This window comes from Paenibacillus sp. NPDC101420 (genome assembly GCF_050277435.1).
Lineage (GTDB): Bacteria > Bacillota > Bacilli > Paenibacillales > Paenibacillaceae > Paenibacillus_AQ.
Genome location: NZ_JBNNSE010000005.1, coordinates 397577 through 419309 on the forward strand (window position 1 = coordinate 397577; position 21733 = coordinate 419309).

General features: G+C 44.5%; 23 protein-coding genes and 1 other annotated feature. Of the genes, 13 read left to right on the forward strand and 10 right to left on the reverse strand.

The window, feature by feature from the left end; genetic code table 11:
- Positions 1–29: 29 nt before the first annotated feature.
- Entirely contained in the window at positions 30–467 is a 438-nt protein-coding gene (locus ACQKMP_RS22270; protein ID WP_042191604.1) for a hypothetical protein, read from the reverse strand.
- Between the two features lie 270 nt (positions 468–737).
- Here ACQKMP_RS22270 and ACQKMP_RS22275 point away from each other — a divergent pair, with 270 nt between their 5' ends.
- Together ACQKMP_RS22275 and ACQKMP_RS22280 are read left to right on the forward strand one after the other, a co-directional pair.
- Positions 738–1925 (forward strand): MFS transporter, encoded by a 1188-nt coding sequence (locus tag ACQKMP_RS22275; RefSeq protein ID WP_427471106.1) that lies wholly within the window; start codon positions 738–740, stop codon positions 1923–1925.
- A 130-nt stretch (positions 1926–2055) separates the two neighbouring features.
- Entirely contained in the window at positions 2056–2403 is a 348-nt protein-coding gene (locus ACQKMP_RS22280) for a DNA primase (RefSeq protein ID WP_042191609.1), read from the forward strand.
- Between the two features lie 124 nt (positions 2404–2527).
- Here the strand turns inward: ACQKMP_RS22280 and ACQKMP_RS22285 are convergent, their stop codons facing one another.
- Positions 2528–3151, reverse strand: coding sequence for an SCO family protein (locus ACQKMP_RS22285; RefSeq protein ID WP_427471108.1), 624 nt, complete (start codon positions 3149–3151; stop codon positions 2528–2530).
- A gap of 17 nt (positions 3152–3168) precedes the next feature.
- Positions 3169–4101, reverse strand: a complete 933-nt coding sequence (cyoE, locus tag ACQKMP_RS22290; RefSeq protein ID WP_042191612.1) for a heme o synthase — start codon at positions 4099–4101, stop codon at positions 3169–3171.
- Positions 4102–4342: 241 nt separating this feature from the next.
- Between cyoE and ACQKMP_RS22295 the strand changes: the two genes are divergently transcribed.
- Together ACQKMP_RS22295 and ACQKMP_RS22300 are read left to right on the forward strand one after the other, a co-directional pair.
- Positions 4343–5344, forward strand: a complete 1002-nt coding sequence (locus tag ACQKMP_RS22295; protein WP_042191614.1) for a metal-dependent hydrolase — start codon at positions 4343–4345, stop codon at positions 5342–5344.
- A gap of 108 nt (positions 5345–5452) precedes the next feature.
- The gene (locus tag ACQKMP_RS22300) at positions 5453–5641 is read left to right on the forward strand and encodes a hypothetical protein (protein WP_042130914.1); all 189 of its coding nucleotides are present in this window, start codon (positions 5453–5455) and stop codon (positions 5639–5641) included.
- A 1-nt stretch (position 5642) separates the two neighbouring features.
- Here ACQKMP_RS22300 and trpS read toward each other — a convergent pair whose 3' ends face one another.
- Positions 5643–6629 carry a tryptophan--tRNA ligase gene (trpS, locus tag ACQKMP_RS22305; RefSeq protein WP_042191616.1) on the reverse strand — a complete coding sequence of 329 codons (987 nt, stop codon included), beginning with the start codon at positions 6627–6629 and terminating at the stop codon, positions 5643–5645.
- A 61-nt stretch (positions 6630–6690) separates the two neighbouring features.
- Positions 6691–6930, reverse strand: a binding site (T-box leader).
- A gap of 134 nt (positions 6931–7064) precedes the next feature.
- Between trpS and ACQKMP_RS22310 the strand changes: the two genes are divergently transcribed.
- Both ACQKMP_RS22310 and ACQKMP_RS22315 read left to right on the forward strand, forming a co-directional pair.
- A complete protein-coding gene (locus ACQKMP_RS22310) occupies positions 7065–8039 on the forward strand; it encodes an aldose 1-epimerase (protein WP_042191618.1) in 975 nt (324 codons plus the stop codon).
- A 202-nt stretch (positions 8040–8241) separates the two neighbouring features.
- A complete protein-coding gene (locus tag ACQKMP_RS22315; RefSeq protein ID WP_042130917.1) occupies positions 8242–8472 on the forward strand; it encodes an alpha/beta-type small acid-soluble spore protein in 231 nt (76 codons plus the stop codon).
- Positions 8473–8621: 149 nt separating this feature from the next.
- On the opposite strand, the gene ACQKMP_RS22320 is transcribed toward ACQKMP_RS22315, so the two are convergent.
- Positions 8622–9032: a hypothetical protein gene (locus tag ACQKMP_RS22320; RefSeq protein WP_042191621.1), complete on the reverse strand. Its 411-nt coding sequence runs from the start codon at positions 9030–9032 to the stop codon at positions 8622–8624.
- 361 nt (positions 9033–9393) lie between these two features.
- Positions 9394–11193, reverse strand: coding sequence for a M3 family oligoendopeptidase (locus ACQKMP_RS22325; protein ID WP_042191623.1), 1800 nt, complete (start codon positions 11191–11193; stop codon positions 9394–9396).
- A gap of 118 nt (positions 11194–11311) precedes the next feature.
- On the opposite strand from ACQKMP_RS22325, the gene ACQKMP_RS22330 reads away from it, so the two are divergent.
- Both ACQKMP_RS22330 and ACQKMP_RS22335 read left to right on the forward strand, forming a co-directional pair.
- Positions 11312–11503, forward strand: coding sequence for a YycC family protein (locus ACQKMP_RS22330; RefSeq protein WP_042130920.1), 192 nt, complete (start codon positions 11312–11314; stop codon positions 11501–11503).
- Entirely contained in the window at positions 11500–11730 is a 231-nt protein-coding gene (locus ACQKMP_RS22335) for a hypothetical protein (RefSeq protein ID WP_042130921.1), read from the forward strand. The genes ACQKMP_RS22330 and ACQKMP_RS22335 overlap by 4 nt, the downstream gene beginning before the upstream one ends.
- Before the next feature lie 92 nt (positions 11731–11822).
- On the opposite strand, the gene ACQKMP_RS22340 is transcribed toward ACQKMP_RS22335, so the two are convergent.
- Both ACQKMP_RS22340 and ACQKMP_RS22345 read right to left on the reverse strand, forming a co-directional pair.
- The gene (locus ACQKMP_RS22340; protein WP_076285264.1) at positions 11823–12533 is read right to left on the reverse strand and encodes a DUF2225 domain-containing protein; all 711 of its coding nucleotides are present in this window, start codon (positions 12531–12533) and stop codon (positions 11823–11825) included.
- Between the two features lie 36 nt (positions 12534–12569).
- Entirely contained in the window at positions 12570–12953 is a 384-nt protein-coding gene (locus ACQKMP_RS22345) for a globin (RefSeq protein WP_042191628.1), read from the reverse strand.
- A gap of 412 nt (positions 12954–13365) precedes the next feature.
- Between ACQKMP_RS22345 and ylbJ the strand changes: the two genes are divergently transcribed.
- From ylbJ to ACQKMP_RS22365, 4 genes are all read left to right on the forward strand, one after another.
- Complete coding sequence (ylbJ, locus tag ACQKMP_RS22350; RefSeq protein WP_427471113.1) at positions 13366–14628, forward strand: sporulation integral membrane protein YlbJ; 1263 nt, start codon at positions 13366–13368, stop codon at positions 14626–14628.
- Positions 14629–14704: 76 nt separating this feature from the next.
- On the forward strand, positions 14705–15508 hold the full coding sequence (locus ACQKMP_RS22355) for an NAD kinase (protein ID WP_042191633.1): 804 nt from the start codon (positions 14705–14707) through the stop codon (positions 15506–15508).
- A gap of 157 nt (positions 15509–15665) precedes the next feature.
- The gene (locus ACQKMP_RS22360; RefSeq protein WP_427471115.1) at positions 15666–16850 is read left to right on the forward strand and encodes a stalk domain-containing protein; all 1185 of its coding nucleotides are present in this window, start codon (positions 15666–15668) and stop codon (positions 16848–16850) included.
- A gap of 20 nt (positions 16851–16870) precedes the next feature.
- On the forward strand, positions 16871–18310 hold the full coding sequence (locus ACQKMP_RS22365) for a S41 family peptidase (RefSeq protein WP_076285267.1): 1440 nt from the start codon (positions 16871–16873) through the stop codon (positions 18308–18310).
- 127 nt (positions 18311–18437) lie between these two features.
- Here the strand turns inward: ACQKMP_RS22365 and ACQKMP_RS22370 are convergent, their stop codons facing one another.
- On the reverse strand, positions 18438–19064 hold the full coding sequence (locus tag ACQKMP_RS22370; protein ID WP_081383019.1) for a YutD family protein: 627 nt from the start codon (positions 19062–19064) through the stop codon (positions 18438–18440).
- A 351-nt stretch (positions 19065–19415) separates the two neighbouring features.
- Positions 19416–20321, reverse strand: a complete 906-nt coding sequence (gene lipA, locus ACQKMP_RS22375; RefSeq protein ID WP_042191639.1) for a lipoyl synthase — start codon at positions 20319–20321, stop codon at positions 19416–19418.
- Between the two features lie 294 nt (positions 20322–20615).
- Here lipA and ACQKMP_RS22380 point away from each other — a divergent pair, with 294 nt between their 5' ends.
- On the forward strand, positions 20616–21689 hold the full coding sequence (locus tag ACQKMP_RS22380) for a M23 family metallopeptidase (protein WP_042194496.1): 1074 nt from the start codon (positions 20616–20618) through the stop codon (positions 21687–21689).
- The last annotated feature ends 44 nt before the right edge of the window (positions 21690–21733 follow it).

A 21733-nucleotide genomic window follows, 5' to 3' on the forward strand; every position in this document is an offset into this window, starting at 1 on the left:
TCGCTTGTTTATTTTTGAGTCCAAGCCTGTTATTGATGTTTTCGGGCTTCCTCGATAAATGTTTTTGTCGTATCTGTAACACTCCACTTCCCAAGACTCACACCCCGGAAAGTAACCTCTACTTTATCTTCACCCGCTGCGCCCTTCACTTCAATATTCGGCGTTGTAATCGTAAAGGTCCCGTCTCCATTTGAAGTGTACTTCGCATCCTGCGCTTCTTTAAGCATAACCTCTTGCGCTTCCTTCTTTAGCGTGCTTACCGTTCCATCTGCCACCTTATTCACAGCGTTACCAATTTGGTCCATTGTAACACCACTATAGATGAACAAACCTACAACGATCACGATGACAATCGCCCATTTCAGAACGGTTTTAACCAAATTAACAACCGCAAACAGCAGGACAAGCGCAATTACAATAACTAGCCAATTTTCCCTTATAAACTGTGACCATACCTCTGGATCCATCAATCTCACAACACCCCTATCGCCTAGTTTCGTCCCAAGGATTCTCTCTTCCCATAGACATAACGCCAATATTAATTATTATACATGAATACCCATCATAATTCATGGTTCCACCCTCCGTAAAAGGTATACCTACTAGCGGAATTAAAAAAGCGGTATAAGCCCTCTCTGTCCCACGTAAAGTACAAGTAGTGCTTAAGAATTGGTTCTTCATTATTACGCCGTCCTGCATTCACTTGTGCTGTAGGTGGCTCTCGGAGGTGTTTCCCTGTGAAAACTGCGCTGTGGCTATACTTATTTCTCTTTTTGGCGTTCTTCGATTTACATGCTCAGTATCCCGTCCTTACGCCCTTTGCCATCTCTCTTGGTGCGGGACCCACCTTTATTGGCTGGATGATGGGCATGTACTCGTTGACCCACCTTCCCGGCAATCTGCTTGCAGGCGTACTAGTCGATCGTAATGGCTCCCGCCGCTACATCGTCTTCAGCCTTGTCGCAGCGGGAGCTATCCTACTGCTGCAAGCTCATGTACAGCTTCCATGGCATCTGCTGATGCTAAGAGCAGCAAGTGGATTCGTGCTCGCTTTCCTCTCTCCAGCCTGTATGACGTTACTCGCTTCTTTGTCATCGGATGCCACAGAGCAGGGTAAATATATGTCCGGACATGGTATCGTTCATACGTTAGCTTCAGTTGTATCGCCTGCTGCGGGAGCTTTTATCGTAGCAAAAGCCGGCTACTCTGGCACCTTCACCACACTTGGATGGCTCCTTATCGCAACAGGAATCATGGCTTTTTTTAGTGTACCTGCACCTTCGAGACATATATTAAAGCCGCTAAGCTCAGCGCAATCAGCATTAAAAGTTCCAGATAAACCTTCTATACCAACGAAAGATGATGATCTGGTATCCAAACGGTATTACCTTTTACCTTTTTTCGTTTCCTGTTCACAAGGCGTTCTCTTTTTCGAGCTCCCGCTATCTCAAACAGGGAGCAACAGTATTCTTTCCACTGGTATCCTACTGTCACTCCTCAGTTTAGGTGCTTTGGTAACGCTCAGCATGCTCTTCCTGAACCGTCTTTCTCCGGGGGGAAGAATAGCAGCAGCATTACTGGGAATGGCCATCAGCTTCTTTGCACTCGCCTCATTTCACAGGATTCCGACTGCTGCGATTCTTTTTATGCTCGGCGCAGCCAAAGGAGTGTTGTTTCCTGCAATGGCATCACTCTTTATTAGTCTCGGTGGCCCTGGGCGAATGGGTCGGACTTTCTCCATGCAGTCGATAACCATGTCACTCGGTGCATTCGCTGGGCCCGTGGCTGCTGGACAGCTAAGGTCCTTCGTTTCTCCTTACTTCATAGCCTTTCTACTACTAATGGTAGCATTGCTTCTTCTTCCACCTAAAAACACTGGTAAACTATCGAACCTCACTTCCAAATGGAACGGGCGAGCCGCATGATTCTTTGCTTTTACGACATTTCCCGGGGAATGAAGACTTTCCTGCAGAAACAGTTGTTAAAAATGACGATCCTTCGGTAAACTATAATGAGCCTGAAGCTTGGACCATTCCCGGAGGTGATTGTCAGCTAATGTCCATAACGATTATTGTCGAAGGTAAGAACGATCGCAGCAGATTACGGCGCGTGCTGGTACCGGAAGTAGAAATCCTATGTACCTTTGGTACATTAAATACACTAAAATTAGAATCCCTCCGGCAACAAGTAGGAGATGGAGAAGTATACCTTTATTTGGATAACGATAGCTCTGGCAAAAAAATACGCAGTGTGCTCCGGGATGCCTTCCCTGATGCCGATCATATTTATACTCGTCGCGGATATGCTGGTGTGGAAGGTACGCCTGATGAATACAACATCACTCAGCTCGAAAAAGCCGGATTGGAAGATTTCATCGTCTACCCTGAACCACTTCCATTTTAGCTGAAACAAGTATAAGGATAATGTATAGCATGAAACTTATACTATCGTATATTTAAAAAAACGCCTTTTTCGTTATCCGCTCAATAAAGAGGGATTCGAAAAAGGCGTTTTTAATGTTTATGTTCTATTCCCGAGCCAATTCCGTCAGCTGATCGGCAAGAAATTCAGGAGTTACGTTCTCCGTATCTCCTGCGTCATACAATGCACGAAGTTGATTGTTCCGGTCAACTAACGCTATACGGTTGGCATGTACGAAATTTTCTTTGGAATTCCCTGCGATTAGTACTTTAAAAGAATCCGTCGCTAACTTACGAACTTCTTCCTGATCCCCCCGCAAGAAATACCATCCATCATAATTCGCCTGAAACCGGTCTGCAAAAGTCTTAATAGCTTCCCGAGTATCATTCTTCGGATCAAAAGAGATAGAAACAAACCCCGTATCTTTACCAAAACTGCCATCCTCGACCAGAATCTTCTGTGTCTGAGATAACAAAAACGTAGTTATAGGACATACATCCGGACACTGTGTAAAAAAGAAGTATACCAGCCGTGCTTTACCTTGTGTATCAGCCAGAGTAACCTGGTCTCCATTCACATTTTCAAGAGAAAAGTCCTGCACTTCTCCGATTACTGGCAATTTCTCTTTTCCTAAATTCAAAGAGTTAATTGCCAGATAACCAGCCATAATCAAAGCAAGTATTAGCAGAAGCCAAGTCCATTTATAACGCTTAAAGGTTTGCACGGACACGTATACCCTCCCTCTTCTTAACCGTGAATCGTATTCAATACAAGTACGATCAAACTAACTGTCAGGTAGTTAATGGAGAAGAGGAAATTCTTCTTCGCCCAGACTTCATCATCTTTAGCCTTAAAGCCCATCAAGGTCAATACTAACCAAGCCAAGGACAACGCTGATGAAATGATTAGAAAAAATATGCCTGCGTAATCGTAGGCGTACATTAACACTGGAATAGGCAGCAAAAGGGCTACATAAGGAATCATCTGAAATTTCGTACGTCGCGTCCCTTTAACTACAGGTAACAATGGAAATCCTGCCGCTCTATATTCTTCTTTACGTCTAATGCCCAACGCCCAGAAGTGAGGGGGTTGCCATAGAAACAACATGGCAAAGATCAGCCAAGCGCCTAGATCAACCGTTCCTGAAACCGCAACATAACCAATTACCGGGGGCATTGCTCCAGAAATCGCACCTACGGAGGTGCTCCATGTTGATGTCCGCTTCAACCAAAGCGTGTATACTACTACGTAAACGAACATACCAACAATTCCAAACAGACCGGCAAGCATACCTGAAAAAGCAAACAGCACGATCAAACCTGCAATACCAAGCCCAATGGCGTATAATAACACAGTGTTTGGTTTTAGTCGTCCTGTAGGAAGCCCCCGTTCACGGGTTCTTTCCATCTTCATGTCCAGATCCCGGTCGAAATAGTTATTAAAAACGCAGGCCGAAGCCATAACCAGCATAGTACCGAGCAGAGTCAGAACTAATCTGCCGTAATGAACATCCCAACCCGAGGCCAGCCAATATCCCGCAAAGGCGGCAATAAGGTTAGATCGGATAATACCGGGTTTTGTTACAGCAATGAAATCACGCCAGCTAGCACCTTCCGGTGGAGATTTTGCAGACATGGCTGCAGAGTCGGAAGAAGCTTGAAATGTTATATGATTGTCCACACCTAATGATCCTCCTTCTAAACGAACATGTAACGTTCTAACCGAAGTTTTTTAACTTCGCTGTTAACTTTATCATAACAAACCCGTGAAGACTTTGACAGTCATGGAACAGTAAGTTCATGAATTCGACAATTACGTGACAATATTTATTTTGTATTTATTTCAATCCCCTTAATAACCAGGGCTGTATTTGGGTAATTATTAAATAGAGAACTTCCGAACAACAAAGGAGAACTGACCAATGGATACTGCTACACATTTAGTTATGGGCCTAGGCTTAGCCGGGCTTTCCTTCGTTGATCCCATCGTTGCTTCTGATCCGAAACTGGCCGGGGCTGTTATGCTGGCAACAGTGCTCGCCTCTCAGGCTCCTGATGCCGATACTGCGCTACGACTGAAGGACAATGCAATGTATATTAGAAATCACCGAGGAATCACACATTCCCTACCCTTTCTAATTCTGTGGCCCGCGCTGATTTCCTTCGTGTTAGGCCCCTTATTTGGTTTTACTGATTTACAAGCCCTAAGCCATATTGCGCTCTGGAGCTTCATTGGTGTAGGTGTTCACGTATTTTCTGATCTATTTAATACCTATGGCACTCAGGCTGCACGTCCATTCACGGAGAAATGGATTGCATGGAACATCATCCACATTTTTGATCCATTTATATTTGGTAGCCATATCGCAGCCATCCTTCTCTGGATCACCGGGATCATTCCACCGCAACCTTTATTTATTACACTGTATGCCTGTACTATTCTTTATTATATTTGGAGAACCGTCGTTCACGCACGTCTCACGCGTAATATTAAGCTTAAGGATTTACATCATAGTGCCGGCGAACGTTATATTGTAATCCCTACAATTTCACTAAAGCGCTGGAACGTAGTCAAGGTGAAAAAAGATGGCAGCTATGATGTTGGGCAGTTAGTCAATAACCGACTGGAATGGTTCAAACATGCTGTATGCTCGACTCATCCTGCTGTGGAGATTTCCAAGTCGCACCCTGATATTCAGTCCTTTCTATACTTCACCTCTTATGCAGTAGCCGAAGTCGAGGAACTCCCTTCAGGATATATGGTGCGCTGGGGGGACGTACGTTATTTACATCGCAAACAATACCCGTTTGTGGCTGTATTAGTGATGGACAATCAATATCGACCTTTAAATACTTATGTAGGTTGGCTTAGCAGCGAGAAGCTCGACAAACGATTTTCCATTGACCCTGGTTCTTTACGATGAAACTGTAGACTTACGCAGAGATCTATTCTATAATCACAAAAAATCCCGGAGTATTATTATCATACTCCGGGATTCATTTTAGCAGACATAGAAAGGAAGGCTCTCTTAATGGGTAAAGGACTTTCACTTTGGTTCGCTTGTTCTTCTATTCTTATTCTTACTGCCGCTTCAATCGCGATCAGTTATAGCTTTTGGTTGGCACTTCTGCTCGGGTTTCTCTGTGTCATGAATATTGGCTGGGGATTTATCCTCAAGGCCAAGATCAGACGCAAACAGGAAAGCCTAAGCGCTGATTAGATTAACGAGCTGGCAGAAATCCCATCCGCTCTTTAACTCCATTCAACGTCTCAGTTGCAACAATACGTGCACGACCAGCACCTTCAGCAAGAATATCTGTAATCGCACCCGAGCTACGAATTTCATTATATCTTTGTTGTAAAGGCTCAAGCGTAGATACAACCACTTCAGCAAGATCTTTCTTAAAGCCGCCATACATTTGCCCTTCATAACGATCGGCAATTTGCTGGAGTGTCATTCCAGAACATTCGGAATAAATACTCATCAAATTACTGATCTCTGGCTTATTAGCTGGATCAAAAATTACTTCACGTCCTGAATCAGTCGTTGCACGGCTGATTTTTTTACGGATTACGTCCGGTGAATCTAACAGAGCAATGTAGCTGCCTGCGTTAGGATTGCTCTTGCTCATTTTTTTGGTGCCATCATCCAGAGACATAATACGTGCACCCACCTCTGGAATGTACGGCTCCGGAATGGTAAAGAATTCGCCAAAACGATTATTGAAGCGACCAGCTAAATCACGAGTCAGCTCCAAATGTTGTTTTTGATCTTCTCCAACTGGCACAAGATCCGCATTATAAACAAGAATATCTGCTGCCATCAAGGAAGGATAGACGAATAAACCAGCGCCAACAGAATCTTTACCTGATGATTTATCTTTAAACTGGGTCATACGCTCCAGCTCGCCCATTGCTGTAAGTGTCGTCATGATCCAGCCCAGTTCAGCGTGTTGTGGCACATGCGACTGCATATAGACATTAGAACGTGCAGGATCAATTCCTGCTGCAATAAAGAGGGCCGCTACGGATTCTGACTGTTCACGCAGTGCCGCAGGATCTTGTGCTACAGTGATTGCATGCATATCGACAACCATAAAGAAACATTGATGATCATCTTGCAGCTTCACAAAATTTTTCAGTGCTCCAATGTAGTTCCCCAATGTAAGTGAACCGCTTGGCTGAATGCCTGACATTACTTTTTTCATAATATAGACCTCCGTTTGATGTCATTTCTAAGTTTCCGAGAACGCAAAAAAAGCCTCATCCGCAAGGGACGTGAGACCGTGGTGCCACCCTTATTCGCTGCTTAATCTAGTTTGGACAAGAAAAAAACAGCCTTAGTCTTCCGTTAACGGGGAAGATCCGGCCGGTCTACTAGGGTATCTAGCTCCCGTTCAAGCTCGGCGCTCAGGGGTCCATTCATCAGGTTTGTCCTACCGGTTCGCATCAACCACCGGCTTTCTGAAGGTGCAATGCCTGCCTACTTGTCCCCGTCATCACATTATCATCATGAATTAATGCCTTCATCATAGAACCATAAAGAGAAGTTGTCAAATCACTTAACCACTACCGTATAAATCTGTTATGATAAGGTTATCCATGTTCTATTCGATTACAGTTACGATAAAGGAGCATATCTCATGAAACAGGTGACCAAAGGGCAGTGGGGCGGTTATGATACTTATATTTTGCACAGCCGTGAACTGGAAGTCACGCTTTTGCCGCGACTAGGAAATAACGTGATTTCATTGTTTGATGTCAAGAAACAACGGGAAATTCTACGGCGGCCTGATGAAAGCGATCAAGCTTTCTTTATGCAAAAACCTTACCATTTTGGCATGCCGCTATTAATTCCACCCGGAAGAATTCGTAAGGGCCAATTTCAATTCGAGGGTACAAGTTATCAATTTGACCAGAATACCGCTAATGACAATCATATTCATGGTCTACACCGAACTCAGGCCTGGTGTGTCAGCGATATTGAAGAAGATGAGGATGGTTGCGCGGTCACTACTGAATTCCGAACGGAAGATGATCCACACTGGATGGAGCAATTCCCTATCCCACTTAAATTCGAAATGACGTTTAGGCTTCAGGAAGCCCGATTTACCCAAACTTTAAAGGTTACTAATCTTGGAGATCATCGAATTCCTTTTGGGATCGGTTATCACACCTGGTTTATGATTGATGGAGAACCTGAGCGCTGGAATCTTAAGCTCCCAGTAAATAGTATTTATGAACTGAACGAAGAATTGCTCCCTAGCGGCAATCTGATTCCACTTGGTGATCTGGAAGCCTTGAACACCGGAATGAACATGCAGGGAACTAATTTTGATACTGCTCTACGTATTGGAGAAAAACAGCCTGTAGAAGCCTTATTATTACGTGATGATGGTTATGGCCTTCGTTATACTGCTGACGAGAATCTATTCCGTCACTGGGTGCTATATACCAAAGGACCGGCTGATCAATTTCTGTGTATTGAGCCCTATACCTGGCTCGCGAATGCACCGAATGTATCCGAGGATGCTTCCTTCACAGGTCTTTTAACGGTAGAACCCGGTCAAAGTCAGAATCTATCCACCGTGCTGGAAATGATCTATCCTGAGATTTAAAGCAGATATACATTATATCGGTCTTGCCTTGCGATTACGTAAGGGAAGACCGATTTTTTTGTGTAATCCCTAGTAATAAAGGATTTCTATCCTCACTTTTATTTCACTAATAATTACCATCCTTAAAACCTTTCGAAGTGATGCATGAATTAACCTCTTAGCGCTCATACTATCTTCACAACGGGCGAAGGAGGTGACACACATGGGTCAAGCAGGTCAAGGTCGTAGCAGCCGTTCCAATAACCTGGTCGTTCCTCAAGCAACTGCGGCATTGCAACAGTTGAAATATGAAGCAGCACAGGAGCTTGGAGTAACGATCCCAGCTGACGGTTATTACGGGAACTACACTTCTCGCGAAACTGGTTCTCTGGGCGGTTACATCACTAAACGTCTAGTACAACTGGCAGAACAACAACTGTCTGGTCGTCAGTAACAACGTTATCTTAAGTGTTTTATCCGGCTAGGGCGATATCAAGCATAAAGCCTAAAGCCGAGTAGCTTTTGAGCCCTCTCACACTTCTTTCTGAAGCTGTGGGAGGGTTTTTGATTTTCACAATTATTGAAATTTTATGTAAACAACGCTTAACCAAAAAACTGTTCGGAACTTTCAGCATAGGCATTACGAGGCGATCGAATCATTAGATTCGCCATATTATAATTGGACTCCAACGTAGCATCTACAATCACCATTCCCTGTCTAATGGCGAATTCATAAGAAATCTCACCATGCGTCCAACGCCGCTTGTATTTCAGGCTTTCCAGCGCCATTAGTCGAAAAGAAGACTGTTGTCCATCTGTCATCCCTTCTTTTGCATCAGTGAATACCCCGCTTCGCCCAGAAAGAGGATTATGTCGTATCCCGAATTTTCCGATCATGTTATTTCGTATTTGCACAAAAACCGTACCAGAAGTTAATCCCGATAATTCTTCCTGCAGCTCCTTAAACACCATATCCATCTGTCTCGCTAATGATAGTTGTTCCGTCTTAAGCATTACTTCTCCTCCTAAAAGTTTTGTGAGCATAGCTTGATTTGAGTGCACTTCGCAGAACCGACTTCGTAAGCGCTTGCTTATTTTTGTGAGTTCAGCCAAGTGGTACTCTAGCGTGCCTTATATAAGGCTTAAGACTCATTATAGGTTACTAACAAATGGCAAACAACATTATTCGGCAAAATTGGGTTATTATCCCTATAGATGCGCGAAATCCATAGATTAATCGCATATTTCTTTTTATAAATCGTGATTTTTCGACATTTTATCATTAAAAAAAGCCCCTGTATCAGGGGCTTTTGCGTGTTCATGCTGAAAAATTATTGTTTTTTCTACCGCTAAATTTGTCTTAGTTTAGACTTTTTCAAACTAATTGCTCCGTCATCTCCAAGAACTCATTAATGTCAGCTACAATCAGATCTGTAGCGCCTTGCCAGAAGTCCGGCTTCGTAAGATCCACACCCAGATGCTTAAGTACCAAATCCTCTAAAGTCATCACACCAGTATCTTGCAACAAGCTATCATATTTGTCTGCAAAGGACGCTCCTTCTTGCAGAGCCAGTCGATACAAGCCTGTGCTGAACATGTAGCCAACGGTGTAAGGGAAGTTATAGAACGGCACATCTGTGATATAAAAATGCAGTTTAGAAGCCCAGAAATGAGGATGGTATTCCGAAAGCACCCCACAGAAGGCTTCCTTCTGTGCTTCCACCATCAATTCAGACAGCTCTTCAGCATTTACAAGGCCTTCCTTACGTTTCTCATAAAAACGAGTCTCGAATAAGAACCGAGCGTGAATGTTCATAAAGAAGGCTACGCTGTTTTGAATTTTCGTTTCAAGCAACGCCAGTTTCTCTTCAGCGTTGCTAGCGGCTTTAACCTGAGCGTCAGATACAATGACCTCTGCGAAGGTTGAAGCAGTCTCTGCAACGTTCATAGCGTAGTTCTGATTAAATACAGGTTGATCATCCAGCAAGTAAGAATGATAAGCATGTCCCAGCTCATGTGCCAAGGTTGAAACATTAGAAGTTGTACCGCTATAAGTCATGAAAATCCGCGATTCCTTACTCTCAGGGAAGGATGTACAGAAACCTCCAGGACGTTTTCCCGGACGATCCTCAACCTCAATCCAGTTATTATCAAAAGCACGCTCTGCAAACTCTGCCATCTTCGGACTAAATTTGCGGAACTGGGTAACGATATCTTTAGCGGCCTGATCATATGGGATTTTACCTGAAGATTTACCCACTGGCGCTTCGACATCTACCCAAGAAAGAGCATCCAGTCCAAGCAGCTTAGCTTTACGCTGAAGATAGGTCACGAGTGCAGGCTTGCTATTCGTAATCACGTCCCACATCGCATTCAAAGTATCTTGTGACATGCGATTGATGCTCAGCGGATCTTTCAGAATATCTTCCCAACCTCTTCCTTTATAGAGCTTCAGACGGAAGCCTGCTAAGTGATTCAAGGTATCCGCACAGTTATCTGCTGCTTCGGTCCATGCTTCTTCCCATTTATGGAACATGGATTGACGTACTTTCGGATCTGGATCATCCAGCTTGTTAAAAGCTTGACCTGCGGAGAGGAGCTTTGTTCCTTCTTCATCCTCAAATGGGATCTTAATCGAGCTTACAATCGTATCATAGTGCCCGCTCCATCCATGATATCCGTCAACGGCTAGTTCTAGCGCTAAGCTTTCCAACTCTGGACTCATCTTCTCACGGGCCAAGTCACGGCTCTCGCTCAGCACGAACGTTAATGGAGCAATCTCCGGACGTGCCATCCACTCTGCCCATACCTTGTCTGTAGTCTGACGAAGCACATTACTGAATTGTGAGCTAATGCCTTCGAATCCGGCACGCATACTTGTCACTCGAGCCGCCAGTCTTACCGCACCCTTGTCCATTTGATTCTGAGCGCCCAGACAGTCTGCGAAGGAAGAGACCTCCACAAGTCTTCCTGAACAGCTCTGAAGCAGTTCTATAACCTCGTCCAGCGCCTTTGTAGACTCAACATCCGTTGGAGCTACAGCATTCTTCACCAGACCCTGTAAGGCTGCAATATCTTGTTCAAGATTCTTTAAAAAGCTTTCTAACTCAGTAGAGGACGATCCTCCAGGAAATATGGAATCAAGTTCCCAAGTCAGTGATAATGGTTGTTTCATGTCTTCTCACCATTCCTTTGCTCTCATTTGGTTTTCTTTGTAATTGACTTAACACCATGGTAAAGTGAATAACGATACCGGAACATTCATAGCCGATAAACTTTAGGAGGGCATCCATATGAAGCCACTACAAATTTCACCGGAAACAGCCATAACGTTATCCAAGCAACTAGGCGTTCCACTGGAACACTTAATGCATATGCCCCAACATATTTTGCTACAAAAAATAGCTGAGCTATCCAAAAAGCAGAATTCACCGCAAGCTGAGGATGGAAATGAAGAGTCTCCTTCTGGGAAGGATTCACAATGATTCCTTTTAGTCATACCTGGCCTTATGACATTATTTTAGGCGATATGTATGTGCAGTATTGCCCTTTCTGCAACTCGGAGAATGTTCTTCTCCCTATGAAGCCAAAAGAATTGCAAATCGTTCGTGACGGCAAGAAAAAACTACTTGTCTTCCCATGTTGCAGCGCCAGTCCCACAGTTGTAGATAACGACGGAGATTACCTCCTATTCGATCGGGCAGTCCGATAAATAGAAGGTCATCTAAATCCCAATCTTACCATTTTTATAAAGCGCAGACGAGAGCATTACTCTCTTCTGCGCTTTTTGTTGTTCGTGAAGCTTTAAGAACCTGAAGGCAATCCATCGGCATCAATATCTACAGCTTCGCCGCGCATTTGCTCTCTTAGCACAACCCACTGCTCCCTGGCAGCTCGAATCATCGCAGCATCCATAATCTTCTGATCATTAATCAGGCGGGAAAACCACATTACAGCCACAGAGAACTCTCCGATGCGCCGGTTAAGTTCGCCGATAAGATACATGAGCCGGGCATCATTGCCAGCTATTCCGTCTTTTTCGTATACCTTCACATATTCAGCTAATGAATAGCGCAAAAAGCGTTGTTCCTGTTCCGTATTCCCTTGATACCGATACAACCAGGCAATGTGATGAAGCAGACTTGCAATAATTCGATCCTTATCGTTAATACTTTGAGCGCATAAAAGCGCCAGTTTATAGGTCTCAAGTGCAGTTTCCCAGCTTCGTTTATCCCCAAAGTCACGGCTCTTCCATCGTTTTCCTACCTGTTCATTAAATGCTTTTCGCTGCAGATCCGTCAGCTTGTCCGCTGAATTTTCTGTAGAGGCAAACCCACAACTCGGGCAGACACGTACAACATAATAATCCGGATTCTCGTTTTTGTAATATGCGCAAAAATCAGCATCGCGGCGGATAGCCTTTTTTAGGCTAGGGCGTACGCGAGAGGTTGAAAATTCATGTTCACAATTGCAACATTTGACCTTAATAGAATATAGGGGTATTAACTCTGGCAAGTACTCTCATTCCTTTCAGGATCAACCTGTCCCTTATTATTCCTGGGGCATGTTAACAAAATGATGTGCGGGACCTGCAAGGCGGCTAAGGACGAACGAACGTAGCGGCTCTTCTACGCCGGTCTCCTCAAGCGCCTCTTTCATACACTGCAACCATTCTTCAGCACGTTCTGGAGTAATGGGAATATGCATGTGCCTTGCTCTCATCATGGGATGTCCATGCAGTTCTGAATACAATGGGCCACCGCCAAAAAACTGTGTCAGGAATTGATACTGCTTCTCCAGAACAGGAGAAATGTCTTCAGGAAATAACGGACCCAGCTGCGGATGAAGCTGCACTTTGGCATAGAACACTTCCACCAATCGATGTAGCGCCTCAGCTCCTCCTAGGTTCTCATATATACTCTCATTTGGATTCATTGAGGTTACCAGCTCTCTTCCATATTAATGAAACGTTTCTTACTTTATTATACCAAAAAAAAGCACGGCTCGGATATCCGTCGAAAGTGCCCCTAAACGGCAGAAAAAAGACGCTAAACTATAGTTTAGCGCCTGGAGGTTATTGTCAGTAGGTCCGAAATTCTTCATCACCTGAAGGGACGAGAGAGACCCGGATCACATATACAAAAGCACAAACGAGAACTCCGGCTACAACGCTCATCGCCATCACTCCATCCCATTTATTCTTGTAACAGAGGGTGCATTTCTTATTTACATAATATCATATTTCGAACGAAAAAGCACCGATTTATGTAACCGCTTCCTTTATTTTTTTTGTGCTGTTTGTCCTTCTTTTCGCATACATCTAACCATAGATCAGGAGGCGTTAATTATGACTTTTAAAAAGATTGGCGGCCCACTGCTGGGATTAACATTGGCAGGCTGTATGCTGCTGATGTTGCTTCATCCGGAGGCATCCCTTGGCGCAGCCTTACGAGGCCTGGCCATCTGGTGGGATGTGTTATTCCCCTCCCTATTTCCATTCTTCGTCATATCCGAAATCATGCTAGGCCTAGGGATCGTTCATCTCTTCGGTGCACTGCTCGATCCATTGATGCGCCCTCTTTTTGGTATACCAGGTAGCGGCGGGTTTGTCGCTGCGATGGGATATGTATCAGGATATCCTGTTGGCGCTAAATTAACCGCTAAGCTGCGGGAACAGAATCTGATTAGCAGAGTAGAGGGCGAACGATTAGTCGCTTTCACAACCTCCTCTGACCCAATCTTTCTGTTAGGTGCAGTATCCGTTGGTTTCTTTCGAGACGCATCGTTGGGGCTCATCCTAGCCCTCGCCCACTATGGGAGCGGTTTGATTGTTGGCTTGCTAATGTCGTTCCATGGACGCAAAGAACAGAGCTCCCCCTCCCAAGACCCATCCATAACTAGTTCTACTGCCCCCTCTGTTCCAGCCAAAAAAGGTTTTGGAAGAATCCATGCAGCACTTCTTGCCATGGAAGAGGCTCGGCGCAAAGATGGACGGAGCTTTGGGGAGCTATTAAAGGGAGCAATCCAGTCCTCGCTAAAGCTTATTATTGTCGTAGGCGGTTTGGTTGTATTCTTCAATGTGCTAATGGAACTGCTAGCCCGTGCCGGTATCCTATCCTCCCTCTTTATCATGACAGGACATCTTGTGTCCCTTGTAGGTGGTCCTCCAGAACTAGCTCAGGCTCTCATTAGCGGATTCTTTGAGGTGACGATCGGTGCCCGTTCAGCAGGTGAAGCCGCAGCTTCCATCCCGCTTCAGTTCAAGGTAGCGGCAGCTGCCTTCATTCTCTCTTGGGGCGGATTATCTGTACATGCCCAGGTGGCAAGTATTCTGAATGGTACCGGGCTGCGGTATCTGCCATTTTTGACTGCACGGCTAATTCACGCCATACTCGCATCAGGATTGGTCTTGCTGCTCTGGAACCCTGTGATGAACACAGGACTGTCTACCGCATGGGTATCATTACCAGCCTCTGCTGCCTTTACTCCTTCTGCCTCAGGGATTACGGCAAGCCTCGCCCTGCTGAGCCTATTATTAACTGCTGCAATTCTAGTCTCACTGCTTATCCCTGTATTCATGACAATGATTCGATGGGTACGGCGAAGTTGATTAACATATTGTGTTCCGGGTCAAGATTGATTATGATCGGTGTATGACTGAATTATACAAAAGGAGCCTGTACATCTTGAGATATTATGTTCTGGACCGCGGTGATGAACTATCAATCAAACTTGCCGAGCAGTTTCACAAGCTGGCGGCGGAGCGGGACCTGCAACTGGATGCCGAGTCTCCCGAAATCGTCATCTCTATTGGCGGAGACGGCACAATGCTGCACGCTTTTCATACCTTTATCGATCAAATCCCCAATCTAGCCTTCGTAGGTGTGCACACAGGACACTTAGGCTTCTATGCGGACTGGCAAGCGGAAGAGCTACCCACCTTAATCGACTACATGTGCGGAACCGAGGATTCTGAGCCTCAGAAACCTCGTATCGTGAAATATCCGTTGCTTGAGCTGGAAATTCACAAGAAATCCGGTTCTTCGTCCCACATTGCCCTAAATGAATTTACCCTTAAAGGGGTAGATGGAACTATAATGATTCAAGTTGACATCAATGATGTTACCTTCGAAATGTTCCGGGGTGATGGGCTTTGTATTTCTACTCCTTCTGGTAGCACGGCCTATAACAAAAGCCTTGGGGGAGCCATGGTTCACCCATCTATAGAAGCGCTGCAGATTGCCGAAATCGCCTCAATTAACAACCGCGTATTTCGAACAATGGGGTCGCCATTACTACTGCCGAAGCATCACCATTGCGATATTCTTTCATGTAAGGATCAGCGCTTACTACTCACGATAGATCATAACAATATCCCAGTAGATGATCTGATTTCAGTACGCTGCCAAGTATCGGACAAGAAGGTCAGTTTCGCCAGGTACCGTCCTTTTCCGTTCTGGAACCGTGTACGTGAAGCTTTTTTAGTTTAAGATTAACCTTCGATCCAACGATTTTCAGTGGCTGGAGATATCCATTTCTCCGGCTTTTTTGTGTGACAAAACTAACACCAACTGATAGACTGAGAGAGAAGCCAAATGGTATAATGAGGCTATTTTACAAAGAGTTACATAAAAGGAGAGAGTACTGTTGAAAAGATTTTTATCCCTCTTAAGCATAAGTCTACTGGCCCTCATACTTGCGGTCCCGGCTTTTGCAGCATCGAAACCAATTGATGTTTATATTAACGGAAGTAAGGTTTCCTTCACCGCTGGATCCCCATACTTAGCGAACAATTCTGTACTTGTACCTTTCCGGGTTGTCTTTGAGAAGCTTGGACTTCAAGTTCTCTGGGATGCCAAAACTGGAACGATAACAGGAAAAAGTTCAAATCTTGCGATTACCCTCAAAATTGGCAGTAACCGCGCTACTGTTAACGGAACCGTTAAAAAACTAACCACTGCACCAGTTTCCTCAGCCGGCACTACATACATCCCTTTGCGTTTTATCGCAGAGGCAACCGGGGGCACAGCTGTCTGGAATTCTACCAGTAGAAGTGTACAAATTACTACTCCTGTCTCCAAAGGTAAGGACGAAGCAGCCATTACAGCATTAATCCGTTTGTCTAATCAATATTTCAATGAAGAAAAAGCGACTAGCTTCTACTCCCTTATGGATCCGGAGTACTCTTACACGGAATCAGTGGCCGAACTCAATGAATCTTTTAAAGCTTTTGACATAAAGAATACTATTGATAGCTTGGAAATCCTCGACATTACAGCTGACGAAGCCACTGTGTATACGCTTGAAAGTTCACGCAGAATAGGTGGGACTTATACTCCAGATACAGAGAATGAATACGTATATACCCTGGTCCGCAAGAACGGAAGCTGGAAGATTTCATCCGTGGAATCCCAAAGCTCGACCGTTCTCCTTACTCATGAACAAGGTATAAAACCAGCAGCCAACATCCCTCAAAACGATGCGGATGCCATCAAAGGTACTATTAGCAAGTATTATCAAGCAATGAACGAACAGAATCCTACAGCAGTTCTTTCCACGATGACTTCATATGGAGAAGAATATGATTCCTCTCTCAAGGCAGATTTGGATGATTTCTTTGCTTCGTATGATATTACCTATACTCCAGGCATTTCAAATATTTATTATTACAGTGCCAAAGAAGCTGCTATATATGTAGAAAGCAAAGACAAGGAAGCTAGTGAAGAGGAGACTTATGAGCAAGGCCTTATCTATATTCTATCCAAGTCGGATACTGGTGTATGGACAATCGATGACACATATAGCATCTACAATAAACTTGTGAAATCCTAATAAAAAGGGTGTTTGATTCCATGAAATCAAAAAAAATAATAAGTGCACTGTTAACCAGCTGTCTAGCTTTATCTATTACATTTGCTCCACTGGCTTCCGCTGCAGATGCCGCTAAAGCTTCCACAGACAACAGTGATCTTATTAATGAAGTAATGAAGCTATTGGAGAACTATAATCTTTCAGATGTAGATAAAGATATTTTGATTCGCGGAGCAATTGACGGCATGGTGAACACACTGGATGATCCATACAGCCAATACTTCAATTCCGAGGAAGCGGCGCAATTTGAACATGCGGTTGATCTCGAATACGTTGGCATCGGTGTTAAACTTCAATATACGCCAACAGAGCTCTACATCGAAGAAATCTCTCCAGGTTCTCCTTCTGAAAAGGCAGGCTTGAAACGCGGCGATACGATTCTCAAAATCAACGGAATACCTGTTGACGAAACGGATGATTCGGAACTAAGTGGAGCCGCGGGCACTAAGGTCACCCTGCTGATCCTCAGAAATGGTGTCACAAAATCTTATGTTGTCACCCGAAATGAATTGAACTCGACTTCCGTTTTTGGAACCCTCATTGGTCCGAAGATTGCCTATATTTCGCTAAGTGGTTTCACACAGAATTCTGATGAAGAATTCGCCGCTATGCTGAAGAAGATGCGTACAGCGGGAATGAAATCCATGGTGCTTGATTTACGTGATAACTTGGGTGGCTACATGGATTCGGCATACAACATTGCCTCTAGTTTTATGGATAAAGGCATCATGATGTATACCTCTGATCAAAGTGGCGCGTTAACTCCTGTAACGATTACTAGTGGCAGCAAAATCGGTGTGCCCGTCGTAATTCTAACCAACGAATACACTGCAAGTGCGTCAGAAGCTCTTACGGGCGCCCTGCGCGACAACAAGCTGGCTACTGTTGTAGGCACTCGTTCTTACGGCAAAGCGCGTATTCAAAGCCTACTTCCAGTGTCTAATGGCGACATGCTGAAATTGACCACGCAGAAATATCTAACACCTAAAAAAGAAGACTTTAATCACATCGGTCTCGCACCGGATATTGAGGTAAAAGGGAAAACTGCACAGTTGATTACTGCCCTGCAGATTGCTGGAATGAAGACTTTAGAAGTCACCGGAGATCATCATATCTTAAATATCAACGGGGTTCCTTTTGCTGGTAATGTTGGTCTTGTGAAGCAGGGCGATAAAACTTATGCTTCATCGCTGGTGCTGGCTGCGCTTGTCGAGGGCGAGATCACCTGGGATGCGAAGAACAAGAAGGTCATCGTAAAGAGCGGAACAGGCACATCTACCGGCTTTACGCTTTCCTCCAAAGAGGCGCTATCTCAGAATGGTGAGACCTACATTGAATTAAATGCCTTTAAGAAGAAGTTTCCGGCACTCGTATGGAGTTACAATGCTACACAGAAGCAATTGAAATTATCTATAAAATAAATCCATAAGAAAAGGCAGCAATTCTCCAGAGATGGGGTTTGCTGCCTTTATTATTTGTGCATATCTATTCAAAAGAAAAAAGCTGTCTCATTCGTAGAAGGACTCTACTTATGGTCAGCTTTCATCGTTACGATTGTGGATTTTCTATGTTTTGTGTGTTTTGTGTGTTTTGTGTATTTTGATTATTTTGAGGCTTTTGTGTGTTTTGGGGTTTTTGGGATTGACCTTGTGGTGGTCTGCTTTGAAATTCCTTTTTGGATTTCTTCCCTTGCGAATCTTTACCCCGGTGATTTCGGCTTTGATGTTCTCTCAGAGGTCTATCCTTAGCAGAAGTCATCTCTTTAAATGCAGCAGATGAATTCGAACCTTGCTTAGATGATGTTTCTTTAGAGGAGAGCTCTTTATCTATAGCCGCTCCATCATTATCTTCAGCTTCTAGCTCCGAATCTTCTTCCTCACTCGGCTCTGGTATTTCTTTGATCAGAATATCCTTGAACAAACCTTCTTGTGGTACCTCTTTTAACTTATGCAACACAAAATATGCGCAGCCAAAATTGCAATATTCATTAATATAATCGACCATGCCAGAAATCGCTGTATCCCGATTCACCTTTGGGTGGTTGTCCCGATAAAAACCTTTCAAACGCAGCTGACTGTAACCCCAGTCACCAATAATGTAGTCGTATCTTTCCAGCACTTCGCTATATCTTCCGCGAAACGCCTCCGGATTCCAACCATCCTTATGATCTAACATTAGTTCGTAGCCTTTTCCGCCTATAACGATCAAACCTTTTGTCGCCTGCCTTTCTGTGGGGAGGGTGCGTTGATTATGCCGTCATTTCCGAGAAATATTGGGCTTTCGGTCGCTGTTGTTGATTAATTTCTTTTATTTGAACCGCATTCAGCGATGAAATTAATCAACAGTGTATGCTTACGATGCTAGCTTTCCTTCGGAAAGCTTTCAGGCGAACGCTAACGCTCCTACAGCTCCAACATTTCTCTCCAATGACTCAAATCAACGTTTTTTTATGTGTGTAGCCTAAGCGCGGAGGGCTTCAGATCGCTTTCGCTCCTTCTACCCTCTGCTACCTTGAAAAATAAAAAATTAACTAGAAGAAACCGTGCGCTCCTCACGAGCTTGAGCGGCAGATTTCACCTGCTCATGCGCACGATAAGAGCTGCGAACAAGCGGAGCTGATTCCACATGGCTAAAGCCACGCTTCAATCCCTCTTCCTTAAGCAGCGCAAATTCCTCTGGTGGATAATATTTCTCCACATTCAAATGCTTTGGAGAAGGCTGCAAGTATTGTCCTAAAGTCAATATATCACAATTTACGGCTCGTAAATCATCCATTGCTTGTAAAATCTCATCCCACTCTTCACCGACTCCAAGCATAATGCTTGATTTGGTAGGAATATCCGGCTTCATTTCCTTGGCTCTGCGCAGCAGTTCCATCGAACGGCGATACTTCGCTTTAGCCCGTACACGGTCTGACATCCGTTCCACCGTCTCAATATTATGGTTAAGAATGTCTGGATTACTGTTCATAACAATCTCTAGACTATTCCGTTCTCCCAGGAAATCTGGAATCAATACTTCAACACTACATAACGGAAGGCGTTTACGAATTGCCGCTACCGTCTCAGCAAAAATCTGAGCGCCACCATCCGCAAGATCATCACGGGCCACACTGGTCACCACGCAATGGCGAAGGTTCATTCCCTCTGCAGCTTCTGCTACACGTTCAGGCTCCTGCAGGTCCAGCTCTGTCGGCAACCCTGTATTCACAGCGCAGAAACGGCATGCGCGAGTACATATATCACCAAGAATCATAAAGGTAGCCGTTCGATTTGCCCAGCATTCATAAATATTCGGACACCTAGCTTCTTCACATACGGTATGTAAAGTTTTAGAACGCATCATGCTCTTGATTTCCTGATAGTTATCACCGGTAGTTAGCTTGATTCTAATCCAATCCGGCTTAGGCTGCTTTGCTGTTTTATTCGTCAAAATAATAAACCCCGCTTCCTCCTGAATGTGATGCTGCAGATGAAAGATGCTGCCTCATATTATACCATGTGCGCTTTACAATTGCCTGTTTTTGTGAAATATGCAGGGCATCTCAACTTCGATTCCGGCGAAGAATTTACTGGTACCTTTAGACAAGAACGGATAAAAAGTAGCCTTTTGCTTCAATCTATAATAAAAGCTTTATCCGAAGTGCCTACATTCAATTCTACGCCCGGACAAAAGGAGGCTGTTATCTTGCTGGCCCTATTTAAGAATACTAATAACCGGAGAACTATGTTATGTCTGTCCGCGGCCGCTATCCTTTGGGGTGGTTTAGGCCTTCCCGTTCCAGCAGCTGCAGTACAGGCTACAGTCCAACCGGTGGAAAGCAGCGGCAATTCTGTTAATGCTAGCAAAGAATCCATATGGTCTGCCCGTAGGGGGATTTATGATCAACTGAGTGCAGCCACTGGAATCCCTTGGTTTAGATTCGCAGCCATTGATCAATATGAACGCACCATCGCCAAAAAAGGTTCCTCAGACAAACCCGTCACCAACCGTCTTACTGGAATCATGATTCCAGCACCCGTATGGTCCGGTCCACTCAACCCGGATCAGGAGGATACTTCTCCTGAATCCATCACTTTCTTTAACGGCTTCGGCCGTGATGGCTCAGGAGATGGAATCGCCGATCCAGAGAATGATGCTGATGTTCTATATAGTATGGCTAGACACTTGCAAAAATATGGTGATTCAGCTAATGATTTCAGCATTGGCATTTGGGAGTATTATCACAATGGTCGTGCCTCTCAGCGCATAGCTCAGTTCGCCAAGCTATATGAACATTTTGGTCGGCTTGACCTATCAGGTAATGCTTTTCCACTTCCCTTAAGTAATTCTTATTCTTATCGTAGCACTTGGGGAACCGGCAGAAGCTGGGGTGGGGCACGTATTCACGAAGGGACTGACCTCTTTGCACCGCAAGGTATGCCGGTACGCAGCACCTGCTTTGGCTTAGTGGAAACTAAAGGCTGGAACCGCTACGGTGGCTGGAGAATTGGAATTCGTGATATCGAGAACCGTTACCATTATTACGCCCATTTATCCGGGTATAACAAATCCATTTCTCGTGGAGATATCGTCTCACCAGGTGAAATCATTGGCTGGGTTGGCAGCTCAGGTTACGGAAATCCAGGAACACAAGGGAAATTCCCGCCACATCTACATTTTGGCATCTACCGTGACCGAGGGATTACTGAATGGGCTTTTGACCCTTTTCCGTTGCTAAAACAATGGGAGAATCAGGAGTATAGAGACTTAAAGAACAAAAATAAAAAAAGTGCTACAAACAAGGAAAAACGCCTTTAGCGTCCCTAAAGGACGGTCAGCGTTTATGCGAGAAATATAAGGAT